The organism is Streptomyces viridochromogenes (genome assembly GCF_001270495.1).
GTDB lineage: Bacteria > Actinomycetota > Actinomycetes > Streptomycetales > Streptomycetaceae > Streptomyces > Streptomyces viridochromogenes_A.
In genome coordinates, this window is the sequence record NZ_LGUR01000196.1 from 212,201 (window position 1) to 224,470 (window position 12,270).

The 12,270-nt window shown below is 71.9% G+C and carries 13 protein-coding genes; 6 read left to right on the top strand and 7 right to left on the bottom strand.

The genetic code is table 11. From position 1 onward, the window contains the following. Positions 1 to 302 precede the first annotated feature (302 nt). Positions 303 to 1,268 (bottom strand): pirin family protein, encoded by a 966-nt coding sequence (locus tag ADK36_RS20760; RefSeq protein ID WP_048579150.1) that lies wholly within the window; start codon positions 1,266 to 1,268, stop codon positions 303 to 305. Positions 1,269 to 1,381: 113 nt separating this feature from the next. Between ADK36_RS20760 and ADK36_RS20765 the strand changes: the two genes are divergently transcribed. The 3 genes from ADK36_RS20765 to ADK36_RS20775 all read left to right on the top strand — a co-directional run bounded on the left by ADK36_RS20765 (position 1,382) and on the right by ADK36_RS20775 (position 2,767). Next, complete coding sequence (locus ADK36_RS20765) at positions 1,382 to 1,873, top strand: MarR family winged helix-turn-helix transcriptional regulator (RefSeq protein WP_048579151.1); 492 nt, start codon at positions 1,382 to 1,384, stop codon at positions 1,871 to 1,873. Beyond that, positions 1,870 to 2,316 carry a winged helix DNA-binding protein gene (locus tag ADK36_RS20770; protein ID WP_048579152.1) on the top strand — a complete coding sequence of 149 codons (447 nt, stop codon included), beginning with the start codon at positions 1,870 to 1,872 and terminating at the stop codon, positions 2,314 to 2,316. Before ADK36_RS20765 ends, ADK36_RS20770 begins: the two co-directional genes overlap by 4 nt. A 103-nt stretch (positions 2,317 to 2,419) precedes the next feature. Beyond that, positions 2,420 to 2,767, top strand: coding sequence for a tetratricopeptide repeat protein (locus ADK36_RS20775; RefSeq protein ID WP_048579153.1), 348 nt, complete (start codon positions 2,420 to 2,422; stop codon positions 2,765 to 2,767). Between the two features lie 80 nt (positions 2,768 to 2,847). On the opposite strand, the gene ADK36_RS20780 is transcribed toward ADK36_RS20775, so the two are convergent. Next, complete coding sequence (locus tag ADK36_RS20780) at positions 2,848 to 4,260, bottom strand: PepSY-associated TM helix domain-containing protein (RefSeq protein WP_048579154.1); 1,413 nt, start codon at positions 4,258 to 4,260, stop codon at positions 2,848 to 2,850. A 161-nt stretch (positions 4,261 to 4,421) separates the two neighbouring features. Between ADK36_RS20780 and ADK36_RS20785 the strand changes: the two genes are divergently transcribed. Beyond that, positions 4,422 to 5,069 carry a peptide deformylase gene (locus ADK36_RS20785; protein ID WP_048579155.1) on the top strand — a complete coding sequence of 216 codons (648 nt, stop codon included), beginning with the start codon at positions 4,422 to 4,424 and terminating at the stop codon, positions 5,067 to 5,069. A gap of 22 nt (positions 5,070 to 5,091) precedes the next feature. Here ADK36_RS20785 and ADK36_RS20790 read toward each other — a convergent pair whose 3' ends face one another. Beyond that, entirely contained in the window at positions 5,092 to 6,525 is a 1,434-nt protein-coding gene (locus ADK36_RS20790; RefSeq protein ID WP_048579156.1) for a dihydrolipoyl dehydrogenase family protein, read from the bottom strand. Positions 6,526 to 6,655: 130 nt separating this feature from the next. Here ADK36_RS20790 and trxA point away from each other — a divergent pair, with 130 nt between their 5' ends. Then, positions 6,656 to 7,042, top strand: a complete 387-nt coding sequence (gene trxA, locus ADK36_RS20795; RefSeq protein ID WP_048579157.1) for a thioredoxin — start codon at positions 6,656 to 6,658, stop codon at positions 7,040 to 7,042. Positions 7,043 to 7,066: 24 nt separating this feature from the next. Here trxA and ADK36_RS20800 read toward each other — a convergent pair whose 3' ends face one another. The 4 genes from ADK36_RS20800 to ADK36_RS20815 form a co-directional block, all read right to left on the bottom strand. Next, on the bottom strand, positions 7,067 to 8,503 hold the full coding sequence (locus ADK36_RS20800) for an aldehyde dehydrogenase family protein (protein ID WP_053198565.1): 1,437 nt from the start codon (positions 8,501 to 8,503) through the stop codon (positions 7,067 to 7,069). 30 nt (positions 8,504 to 8,533) lie between these two features. Then, positions 8,534 to 9,712 (bottom strand): 4-hydroxybenzoate 3-monooxygenase, encoded by a 1,179-nt coding sequence (locus ADK36_RS20805; RefSeq protein ID WP_053198567.1) that lies wholly within the window; start codon positions 9,710 to 9,712, stop codon positions 8,534 to 8,536. A 70-nt stretch (positions 9,713 to 9,782) separates the two neighbouring features. Next, a complete protein-coding gene (locus tag ADK36_RS20810) occupies positions 9,783 to 10,829 on the bottom strand; it encodes a LacI family DNA-binding transcriptional regulator (protein ID WP_107083586.1) in 1,047 nt (348 codons plus the stop codon). A gap of 70 nt (positions 10,830 to 10,899) precedes the next feature. Beyond that, the gene (locus tag ADK36_RS20815; RefSeq protein WP_053198568.1) at positions 10,900 to 11,574 is read right to left on the bottom strand and encodes a TetR/AcrR family transcriptional regulator; all 675 of its coding nucleotides are present in this window, start codon (positions 11,572 to 11,574) and stop codon (positions 10,900 to 10,902) included. A 99-nt stretch (positions 11,575 to 11,673) separates the two neighbouring features. Between ADK36_RS20815 and ADK36_RS20820 the strand changes: the two genes are divergently transcribed. Beyond that, positions 11,674 to 12,237 (top strand): NAD(P)H-dependent oxidoreductase, encoded by a 564-nt coding sequence (locus tag ADK36_RS20820; protein WP_048579162.1) that lies wholly within the window; start codon positions 11,674 to 11,676, stop codon positions 12,235 to 12,237. Positions 12,238 to 12,270 lie beyond the last annotated feature (33 nt).

Consider the following 12,270-nt stretch of genomic DNA (forward strand, 5'->3'; position numbering starts at 1 on the left):
CTCGACCGCCGGCCAGGTCAGCATCGGTCCGGACACCACCGAACCTGCACACGCCTCCGCAAGCCCGGAAGCTGGGAAAAGAGCCGCTCACCCGAGCCTGACGAGGCGTCAGCAAAGTCAGCATCAGGTCAGCAAGAGTCCTGCCAAAGCCGCCCACAGACAGCCACACCGCGGAATCGCCAACCGCACGGGCCTGAGCCAGCCGGCTGCCTGGACGCCTTCCGGCAAGCAGGTGGAAGACAGCGAGAATGGCCCGATCGTCTTCCGACCCGCGGCCACCAACGCTGACGCGTTCCCGCAGGTCAGCGCACCCTGCCCCGCGGCTTCAACGGCACGCCCGGCAGGTCCGGAGCAGGCAGCGGATCACCGTCGTACCCCTTCACCTCCCCGAACCGCCGCCCTTCCATCCAGTCCTGACGGGCCTGGACGATCTCTTCCTGCGTCCGTCCGATCCAGTTCCAGAACATGATCAGCTCCTCGTCGAACGGCTCACCGCCGAGGAGCATCAGGCCGGCGTCCGACTCGGCGCGCAGCGGGAGCTCGGTGCGGCCGCAGCCGAGGTAGAGCATGGAGCCGGGCAGTATCGGCACGCCGTCCACGTGGGCCTCGCCGGACATGGACAGGACGGCGTACTCGAAGTCCGGCTCCAGCGGGAGGCGTACGTCGGCGCCGCGGGTGAGGGACAGGTCGGCGCCGACGATCGGGGTGAACGTCGTGCCGGGTGAGGCGGCGCCGTCCAGGCCGCCCAGGATCAGCGTGGCCCGCAGGCCCGGCGCGGTGACGACCGGCAGTTCGGCGTGGTGCTCGAAGTGCGGGTCGGTGTGGCGGTGGCTGTCCGGGAGGGCGACCCACAGCTGGGCGCCGTGGAGGAAGCGGGCGTGCGACTTCGGGCTCTCCTCGGAGTGGCTGATCGCCCGGCCGGAGGTCATCAGGCCCAGCTCGCGCGGGCGGATCGTCTGGAGGCTGCCGGTGGAGTCCCGGTGCAGGACCTCGCCCTGGTGCAGCCAGCTCACCGTCTGCAGGCCCATGTGCGGGTGCGGCGGCACCTGCATGCCGGTCTCGTCCGCGATGTCGTCGGGGCCGTAGTGATCGACGAAGCACCAGGCGCCGACCATGCGCCGGCCCAGGTTGGGCAGCAGGCGACGGACTTCGGTGGATTCGCCGAGCTTGACGCGGCGAGGACTGAGGAGTTCGCGCACGGGCTCCGCCACGACGAAACCACGGCCGCCGCAGACGGCGGGCACCGCCTCGCGATCAAGATTGCTCATGCCGCCCAAACTAGCCCCGCCGGGGCCGCCACGTCAGTCCGTCACTCGGGGCTGTCTCGATGCGCACCAAAAAATAGTAGCCATGTATATAGTAGCCATGTACGGTATTCATCATGAGCAAGGGTTCCGAAAACGCCTCGCCCGGCTTTCTGGTGTGGCGTCTGTCGACGAAGTGGCGGGTCGCGGTCGACCGAGCCGTGGCCCCGCTGGGGCTCACCCACGCGCAGTACGCCCTGGTGGCCTCGCTGTACGGCATGCAGCGCCACGGCGAGCGGCCCAGTCAGCGGCGCCTCGCCGACCACACCGGGCTCGAACCGCTGTATGTCTCCAAGTTGGCGCGTTCCCTGGAAACCGCCGGCCTCCTCGAACGCACCCGGGATCCCCGGGACCCGCGCGCGGTGCAGCTGGCGCTGAGCGAGCCGGGCCAGGACCGGACCCGGCAGGCGATCGAGGTCGTCCAGGGGCTTCTGGAGCAGTTGTTGGCACCGCTCGGCGGCCTGGACAGCGCGCGCACCCGGGAGTTCAGGCGCGAGTTGGCCGTCTTGCTCGACGCACCTCTCGATCCGTCCACCACGGACCACGAGTCCACCAAGGAGCAGTCATGACCACCGCCACTCCCCTGCTCAACCCGCGAGTCATAGCCCTGGCCCACTACGCGAGCCGCGCGCTCCTGGAGAACGTACTGACCCGCCACGGCGCGACCTTCCAGCAGTCCGTCACCCTGCGGCTCGTCGCCATCGCCGATGAACCGGTGGCGCGGGACCATCTCGTCGGCGGTGTCGTGGGCGCGCTCAAGATCGACGCCGCGGCGGCGCACGCCGTGGTCGACGAGCTGATCACCGCGGGGCTGCTGGCGCCGCAGGAGCCGTCCCGGGTGCGGATCACGGAGGCCGGACGGGAGCTGCACGCCACGACCACCGCCGGGACCGCCCCGATCACCGCCCGGATCTACGCCGGCATCCCGACGGAGGAACTGGCCGCCGCCGGACGTGTACTGAGCCTCATCACCGAGCGGGCCGACGCCGAGCTCGCGGCCCTGACCAAGTAGCGACCCTGGCCAATTTGCGGCCCTGACCAGCGGAACACCGGCACGGGAACGTAGTGGAATATTGAACCGACCTTCTCGGTTGACGGCGCCGAAGGAGGTACGAGTGGACATGACGTACTACGGCTACGGAACACCGGCCGAGCGCTGGGAGCGCGCGCAGCTGTTCTTCGACGCCAAGGACTACGCCGCCGCCGCGCGCGTCCTGGGCACGCTGGTCGAGGAGGTGCCGGAGCAGACCGGACCGCGGTTGCTGCTGGCGCGCGCCTACTACCACTCGGCCCAACTGCGGCGCGCGGAGACCGAGTTGCGGGTCATCGTCGAGCGCGACCCGGTCGAGCAGTACGCCCGGCTGATGCTGGGCCGCACCCTTCAGCGGCAGGGACGGAGCGAGGAGGCGGAGCCGCACCTGCGCCTCGCCTCGGCGCTGGCGGGTGACTTCGAGCAGCTCTGAGCCATGGCCGGGCAACGCCCGAGCGACGCCCCTGACCATGCCCGGGGCCCGGTTCCCCCCGGAACCGGGCCCCAAGTCCTTCACCCCCGCGACTGGTTCACTTCCGCGGGCGTCCGCTTCCCCCGCCGATGGGCCATCTCGCCCAGTACCCCATCCACGACGATGAACGCGGCCAGCGAGATGCCGAGGAGCGGTACGAAGTAGCCGACCACGGCGACGACCGCCACCAGCGGGACCAGGATCTGCGGGGGCACTTGCTGCCATGCGCCGCGTGGGACGGGCCGACCGAAGGCGGAACCCCGGCCGCGCTGCCACCACATCCGGTAGCCCCACACGATCAGCACGATCAGCGAGAGCGCCAGCAGCATCAGGGCGATCTGGTTGACCAGGCCGAAGAGGACACCCGTGTGCAGGTCGATGCCCCAGCGGGTCAGCTTGGCCAGCACCGGGTAGTCGTCGAACCGCAGCACGTCGGCGACCTCGCCCGTGGACGGGTCGATCGCGACCGAGTCCTGCTTCGTCGGCCAGCTGCGCTGCACCTGCCTCACCACATACGCGGACGAGGCGTCGGCGGGCGGCACGATCTCGACGGGGTCGCCCAGGCCCTCGGCGCGCGCGGCCGCCAGGACCTTGTCGAGGCCGACGCCGTGCTCCCCGCTCCCACCCGTGCCGGCGGCGCCGCCGTGACCTCCGTGGTCGCCGCCCGCCGAGGCCGAGACGGACGGGGTGGCCTGGCCGAGGGAGGTGCGCAGTTCGTCGATGTTGGCGCCGGCGTAGGCCGACCAGGTCAGGCCGGTCGCCGAGAGGAAGACGAAGCCGACGGCGGCCCAGACGCCTACGGTGCCGTGCAGGCCGAGCGTACGGCGGCGGCCGGTGGTGCCCCGTACCCTGCGCAGGGCGCGGCGCCGGGAGAACCACAGCACCAGGCCGCCGCCCGCGATCACCCACAGCCAGCTGGCCGCCAACTCGCTGTAGAGGCGCCCGTTCTCGCCGAGGTGCAGGTCGCGGTGGAACTCGTCGATCCAGGTGCGCAGGGGCAGTGCGCCGGTCGAGCCGTACTGTTCGAGGGCGCCCCGCACCTCGGCGGTGTACGGGTCGACGAACACGGCCAGCGTGTGGTCGGCGTCGACGCCCTTGACGCCGGACAGCATGACGCGAGTCGTCGCGTCGTCCTCCGGGGAGGGCCGTACGGCCGAGACCGTGCCCTCGGGGTGGGCCTTGCGCGCGGCGGCGACCTGCTCGGATATCGGCAACTTCTCGTCGCCGACCGGGACGGTCAGCTCGTGGGAGTACACGATCTTCTCGGCCTGGAACGCTCCGGCGTACAGGAAGCCGGTGGCCGCGGCGACGAGCAGGAACGGCGCGACGAGCACTCCGGCGTAGAAGTGCAGACGCAGGATCAGCGGGCGCAGCGGTGCCCATCTACGGGGCGACGAGGCCGGGGTATCGGGCTGCGTCGCCTCCTCCGCGGTGGTCGAGGGAGCGGTGGACATCGGCGGCATCTCCGGGGAGTCGGACGGGGAGCGGGGACGTTTCTGTCTCTGCCTGGCGGTCCAGTAGTCGGGGGAAGGGGCCGTCGAGTTCCCGCCCGGTTAAGTGGCGTACATCACACAGGAGTCGGTGGGTCGCTCGGCTGCCATGGCATGCTGGCGCGATGGCACTTCCGAGTGATCGCGCACCCCTTGCCGAACAGGTCGAGCAACTCCTGGCCACCGAGGGCCCGTTGCCCATCGTGGCGGCCGGCGACCCGGTGCTCCGGCGCGCCACGGAGCGCTTCGACGGCCAGCTGGACCCCGCGCTGCTGGCCCGCTTCGTCGAGGCCCTCCGGATCACCATGCACGCGACACCGGGCGTCGGCCTCGCCGCACCGCAGGTCGGCGTGGGGCTGCGGATCGCGGTGATCGAGGACCCGGCGCCGGTGCCGGAGGAGGTACGGCTGACGCGCGGCCGGGTGCCGCAGCCGTTCCGGGTGCTGGTGAACCCGTCGTACGAAGCGGTCGGCGCCGACCGTGCCGCGTTCTTCGAGGGCTGTCTGAGCGTCTCCGGCTATCAGGCGGTGGTGGCCCGGCACGCCGAGGTGCGGCTGACCGGCGAGGACGAGCACGGGCTTGCGGTGGACGAGGTGTTCACGGGGTGGCCCGCCCGTATCGTGCAGCACGAGACGGACCACCTCGACGGCGTGCTCTACCTGGACCGGGCCGAGCCGCGCTCCCTCTCCTCGAACCAGGCGATGGCCGAGCGCTGGGCCCAGCCGACCCCGGCCGAGGCGGCGAAGGCCCTCGGCTTCGAACTGCCGGGCTGAGTACGCCGGTCGGTGCCGTACGTCAGTTGTCGCGGTACGACTCCAGCAGCCGCAGCCACACCTCACTGATCGTCGGATACGACGGAACGGCGTGCCACAGCCTGCTGATCGGCACCTGTCCGGCGACCGCGATCGTCGCCGAGTGGATGAGTTCGCCGACGCCGGGGCCGACGAAGGTGACGCCGAGGAGGGTCTCGCGCTCCAGGTCGACGACCATGCGGGCGCGGCCGCGGTAGCCGTCGCCGTACAGGGACGCCCCCGAGACCGAGGCGAGGTCGTAGTCGACGGCGCGGACGCGGTGGCCTGCCTGTTCCGCCTCCGCCAGGGAGAGGCCGACGGCGGCGGCCTCGGGGTCGGTGAAGACGACCTGGGGAACGGCGGCGTGGTCGGCGGTGGCGACGTGGGCGCTCCACGGGTCCGACTCCAGGAGGGGGACTCCCGAGGCGCGGGCGGCGATGGCCGCGCCCGCGATGCGGGCCTGGTACTTGCCCTGGTGGGTGAGGAGGGCACGGTGATTGACGTCGCCCACCGCGTACAGCCACTCGCTGCCGGTGACCCGCAGGCTGTCGTCGACCTCCAGCCAGGAGCCGGGTTCCAGGCCGACCGCGTCCAGGCCGATGTCGTCGGTGCGCGGGGCCCGGCCGGTCGCGAAGAGGATCTCGTCGGCCTCGATCCGGTCGCCGTGGTCGGTGACGACCACGACCGAGCCGTTCTGCCTGGTCACCGACTCGACCGAGGTCCCGGTGCGGACATCGGTGCCGGCTTCGGTGAGCGCCTCGGCGATCAGTTCGCCGGCGAAGGGCTCCATGCGGTTCAGCAGGCCCTTGCCGCGGACGAGGAGGGTGACCTGGGAACCGAGGGCCTGCCAGGCGGTGGCCATCTCGGTGGCGACCACTCCCCCGCCGACCACGACCAGCCGGCCGGGCACGGACTGCGCGCCGGTGGCCTCGCGGCTGGTCCAGGGCTCGACCTCGGCGAGTCCGGGCAGGTCGGGCAGGACGGCCCGGCTGCCGGTGCAGACGGCGACGGCCTGCCGGGCGGTCAGTACGTGCCGTACGCCGTCGGGGCCGGTCACCTCCAGGGTGCGGGGCCCGGCGAGGCGGCCGTGGCCGCGGTAGAGGTCGGCGCCGATGCCGGTCAGCCACTGGACCTGGCCGTCGTCGTGCCAGTTCGAGGTGAAGTCGTTGCGCCGGGCGAGGACAGCGGCCGCGTCGAGGGGGCCCTGGACCGATTGACCGAGGCCGGGCAGGCGGCGGGCGTCGGCCTGGGCGATGACCGGGCGCAGGAGCGCCTTGCTGGGCATGCACGCCCAGTACGAGCATTCGCCGCCGACCAACTCGCTCTCCACGACCGCGGTGGAGAGGCCGGCCGCACGAGTGCGGTCCGCGACGTTCTCCCCGACCGGTCCGGCCCCGAGTACCACGACGTCGTACGCGATGGAATCCGTTTCCGTCATGGGGTCAGTCTTACGGGTGGTGTGCGGCGTGGCCACACGGGTACGCGCGCGGAGATACGACGGAATACACAGCCGTACGGTCGCGTTGTCGCCGACGGCCTCGCCCCGACACCAGGAAGAGGGATTCGCCATGAGCAGCACCATGGAGCTCACCAAGGAGAACTTCGATGAGACGGTCACGGACAACGAGTTCGTCCTGATCGACTTCTGGGCAGCCTGGTGCGGGCCGTGCCGTCAGTTCGCCCCGGTGTACGAGAAGGCGGCCGAGGAGAACCCTGATCTCGTGTTCGGCAAGGTCGACACGGAGGCGCAGCCGGAGCTGGCCCAGGCCTTCGGTATTCAGTCGATCCCGACGCTGATGATCGTCCGGGACCGGGTCGCCGTGTTCGCGCAGCCGGGTGCCCTGCCCGAGGCCGCCCTGGCGGACGTCATCGGGCAGGCCCGCAAGCTCGACATGGACGAGGTCCACAAGGCCGTGGCCGCTCAGCAGGCGCAGGCCGAGCAGGACGGCCAGTAGGGCCAGGACCGCGATCCGGAAGATCTAGAAGGGGTACGCCGCCACGTCACCGCGCACCGTCGTCCAGCGCACGTCGGTGAACGCCTCCAGGTTGGACTCGCCGCCGAACCGGGCGCCGGTACCGGAGGCGGCGATACCGCCGAAGGGCGCGACGGCCTCGTCGTTCACGGTCTGGTCGTTGATGTGCACGATGCCGGTGGGGATGCGCTCGGCCAGGTCGAGGCCCCGCGCGGCGTCCCCGGTGACGATCCCCAGGGAGAGGCCGTAGGAGCTCGCGGCGGCGAGTGCGGCGGCCTCGTCGGCGGTGGCGAAGGGGCGTACCGGCGCTACGGGACCGAAGACCTCCTCGGCATACGCGGGGGTCTGGTCGTCGACGCCGGCGAGCACGGTCGGCCGGTAGAACAGCTGCTCGTGGGTGCCGCCCGCGGCGAGCTTGGCTCCCCGGGACGTGCTGGCCTCCACCAGGCCGTGCACCTTGCCCAGCTGGCCCGCGTCGATGAGCGGGCCGAGGTGGACCTCGGCGCGGTGCGGGTCGCCGACGGCGAGGGCGTCGGCCTTGGCCGCGAGCCGCTCGACGTACTCCTCGTACAGCGACTGGTGGACCAGGTGCCGGCCGGTCGTCATGCAGATCTGGCCCTGGTGGAAGAAGGAGCCCCAGGCGGCCGTGGAGATCACCGCGTCGATGTCGGCGTCCTCCAGCACGATCAGGGCGGAGTTGCCGCCCAACTCCAGGTGTGCGCGCTTGAGATGACGCCCGGCGGCCTCGCCGACGGCCCGGCCCGCGCCCGTGGACCCGGTGAAGGAGATGACGGGCACACGCGGGTCGGCGACCAGGGCCTGGCCGGCCTCCGGCCCGCCCGGCAGGACATGCAGGAGCCCCTCGGGGAGGCCCGCCTCGGCGAAGACCGCCGCCAGGGACAGACCGCCGCAGACAGCCGTGCGCGGGTCCGGCTTCAGGACGACCGCGTTGCCGAGCGCGAGGGCCGGGGCGACGGAGCGGATGGAGAGGATCAGCGGGGCGTTGAACGGGGCGATCACACCGACGACGCCGACGGGGACCCGGCGCGTGTACGACAGCCGGGGCGCCTCGCTCGGGAGGACGTGCCCGGCCGGGCGGGAGGCGAGTGCGGCGGCCTCGTAGCACTCCTGGGAGGCGACGTGCAGCTCGAAGTCGGCCTTGCCGGGGATCGAACCGGACTCCCGGACCAGCCATTCGCGCAGCTCGTCGGCGTGCGCGGCGAACAGGTCACCGGCCTTGCGCAGCACCGCGGCGCGTACGAAGTGCGGGACGCGCGCCCACTCGGTCTGGGCGGCGCGGGCGGCCTCGGCGGCCGTACCGACGTCCTCGGCGCCGGCCAGGGTGACGGTACCGAGCGTGTCGCCGGTGGCGGGCTCGGTGACGGCGTACTCATCTCCCGACAGGGAGGTGGACTGCCAGGCCTTCGGGTCGAGCAACGGCATTGCGACTCTCCGTTCGATCACCGGCGGGACTCACACGGGGAGCGGAAGTCCCGAGTAGTTCGCCGCCAGTTCGGCGGCCGCGTGACGGGATGCGGTGATCCGGCGCAGACGTGCGAGCTGCATCCGGTCGTCGAACGCATCCCCGTCTGGTTGAGCGTGCAACATCTTAGTCATGTCATCCGAGAAACGGCTCACCTGCCACACACGTTGAAGGCACAACTCGGAGTATTCGTCGAGAAGTTGTGTGCTCCCGGTGCGGTGCAGCTCGACGAAGCCGCGCGCCAGGGCCCGTACGTCCGACACGGCGAGGTTGAGACCCTTGGCACCCGTCGGGGGGACGATGTGGGCGGCGTCCCCGGCCAGGAGCAGCCGGCCGTGGCGCATCGGTTCGTGGATGTAACCGCGCATCGTCGTCACGGACTTGGCGGTGACGGGTCCGCGGTTCAGGGTCCAGTCGGCGTCGATCGCGAAGCGGGCCGCGAGTTCGTCCCAGATGCGGTCGTCGGGCCAGTCGTCCGGGTCGGTGCCGTTCGGGACCTGGAGGTAGAGCCGGGACACGGACGGTGAGCGCATGCTGTGCAGCGCGAAGCCGCGTTCGCCCCGTGCGTAGATCAACTCGTCGCACGACGGAGGCACCTCGGCCATGATGCCGAGCCAGGAGTAGGGGTACTCGTGCGCGTAGGAGCGGCTGGCCCCGGCCGGGAAGGCGTCACGGGAGACGCCGTGGAAGCCGTCGCAGCCCGCGACCCAGTCACAGGTCAGCGTCCGCTCGCGACCCTCGTGCCGGAACCGTACGACGGGCCTGTCGCTGTCCGGCTTCCCGACGGCGAGCGCCTGCGCCCCGAACAGCAGCGGTGGGCCCTCGGCGAGTTGCAGCGCGACGAGGTCCTTCACGATCTCGGTCTGGGCATAGATCGTCACCGTACGCCCGCCGGTGAGGGCCGGGAAGTCGATGTGGTGGCGCTCCCGGTCGAAGCGCAGCTCGATGCCCTGGTGCACCAGCCCCTCGGCCGTCAGCCGCTCGGCGGCGCCGGCCTCGCGCAACGCGTCGACCGTGCCCTGCTCCAGCATCCCGGCCCGCTGGCGCCGCTCGACGTACTCCCGCGTCCGCGCCTCCAGGACCACGCAGTCGACGCCCGCGCGGTGCAGCAGGCGCGCGAGGAGCAGTCCGGCGGGGCCGCCGCCGATGATGCCGACCGTGGTGCGCATGTCCGACACCTCCCTGGCTTCGACGGTACGTCGGGCGGAGTCCCGCCGCCTCAAACGGCCTCGCGACACCTCAGCTGGAGTCGCGGTGCACCACCGTCGCGCCCAGCACCTTGTGCGCCTCGGGCGCGGCGCCGGGGTTGCGGACCGCGCGGTCGACCAGCTCCGCGAGGTCGCGGCCGGACGGCAGCTCGATGTGGACCGTGCTCAGCCTGGGCCGCAGCAGCCGTCCGAGCATCAGGTCGTCGGCGCCGATGAGGGCCGTGTCGTCGGGGACGCGGACGCCCTCGTCCTGGAGGGCGCGCATCAGCAGCATCGCGTACTCGTCGTTGTAGGCGAACACGGCGTCGAGGCCGAGGTCGCGCCAGCGGGCGGCGAGCCGCGCGGCGGACTCCTCCTCGTAGGCGAGGGGCAGCTCGGTCAGGGTGGCGTCGGTGCCGTGCAGGGCGCGGCGCACACCTTCGAGGCGGGGCGTGGAGAAGGCGTCCAGTCGGTCCTCCTCGGGCACGACGACGCCGATCCGGCGCCGGCCGCGGGCGTACAGGTGGCTGCCCGCGCAGTGCCCCACCGCCTCGTAGTCCATCAGCAGGGCGTGGGCACCCTCGACGGACTCGGGGCCGAGCGAGACCACGGCCCGGGCGCCGGAGCGCTTGAGCACCGTCACGCCCTTGGGGCCGAGGCCGGAGCCGGACACCAGGACGGCGACGGGACGCAGCTCGGCCCAGGCGCGGGCGGCCTCGTCGCCGTGCAGGCCGACGCTGCCATGCTGCACGACGGTGTAGTCGAGGCGGCCGAGCGCCAGCTGGAGGTCGCCGAGGAACCGGCTGTAGAGCGGGCCGACGGGGAAGCTCGGGGCGGGCATCAGGACCATGCGGCTGTGCCCGGCGCGCAGGCTGCGGGCCGCCGCGTGCGGGACGTACCCGAGTTCCTTCGCGGCCTCGTGGACGCGGCGGCGGGTGGGCTCGCTGATCCGGACGGCGCTGGTCTTGTTGAGGACGTAGGAGACGGTCGCGCGCGAGACGCCGGCCAGGCGGGCCACATCGGCGCTCGTAGGTACCGAGCGCGGTGCGGAGGAAGCGGGCGCGGGCGTTTTCGGTATCTGCACCATGACGTACGGCATCTTTGCAGAACCTGTGAGTTGGGCTCAGGTTAGGGTCCTCGCCCGGTCACGCCCCGGCTCGGGCCACCGCTCAGGTCTCCGCGCGCGTCACGCGGTCGACGAGGTCGAGCCAGCCCTTCTCCAGCCGCTCCATGGGCATGCCGCACTGCCTGGTCAGGTGGTTGATCAGGGCGGGGTCCAGGTACGCCATGAGCGTCTGGGCGAGGAGTTCGCAGTCGGCGTCCGGCAGGGTCTGCCGCAGCAGCACCGTGACGTGCGTGCGCAGGGCCCGGACCGAGGGGTGGGCGTACCGCCGGGCCGCGTCGGGCTGGGCGGCGAGTTGCAGGTCCAGCTGCTCGGCCGTGCGGTACAGCACCGCCACGCCGAACGCCCGCAGCCGGTCGACCGGGGGCGCCCCGGGACCCAGCGGCGGGGGCCCGCCCAGGAAGTCGGCCTGGAGATTCCTCGCGGAGTGGTCCAGCAGTGCCGTCAGCAGGCCGGTGCGGTCACCGAAGCGGCGGAAGACCGTCCCCTTGCCCACCCCGGCCTCAGCGGCCACCGCCTCCATGGTGACCCCGGCCGCGCCGTGCTCCGCGATCAGCCGGGTGGCGGCCTCCAGCAGCCGGGCCCGGTTGCGGGCCGCGTCGGCGCGCAGGCAGGGCTCGCCGGCGCCGGAACCGACCTCCAGCAGCTGAGGCTTGTCGACGGGCTCCTGGGGCTGGGGGAAGGGCGGCAGAAGGGTGGACATGAAGCCAGCGTAAAGCATCGGGAATGAAACTGGACCGCGGTCCGGTTAAGGTGCTAGAAATTAAACGGACCCCGGTCCGGATTGCCTGTGGCAGTGTTTCAGCATCTTGGAGTTCGCATGTCTGTTCGCATCCTCGCGCTCGTCGGCAGCCTTCGTGCCGGTTCGCACAACCGTCAGCTGGCCGAGGCAGCCGTCAAGCTCGCTCCCGAGGGCGCCGAGGTCGTGCTCTTCGAGGGCCTGGCCGACATCCCCTTCTACAACGAGGACATCGACGTCGAGGGCGGCGTCCCCGCCGCCGCCACCGCGCTGCGCGAGGCCGCGCAGGCCGCCGACGGGTTCCTCTTCTTCTCCCCCGAGTACAACGGCACCATCCCGGCCGTGCTGAAGAACGCCATCGACTGGCTGTCCCGCCCGTACGGCGCCGGGGCCTTCGGCGGCAAGCCGGTCGCCGTGGTCGGTACCGCCTTCGGCCAGTACGGCGGCGTGTGGGCGCAGGACGAGACCCGCAAGGCCGTGGGCATCGCCGGCGGCAAGGTGCTGGAGGATGTCAAGCTGTCCATCCCCGGCTCGCTGACCCGTTTCGCCGAGACCCACCCGTCCGACGACGCCGAGGTCTCCGCGCAGCTGGCCGAGGTCATCGCGCGCGTCCACGGACACGCGGGCGAGGCCGTCGCGGCCTGACCCGACCCAGGGCCCTCAGGAGGGGCCGGAGCC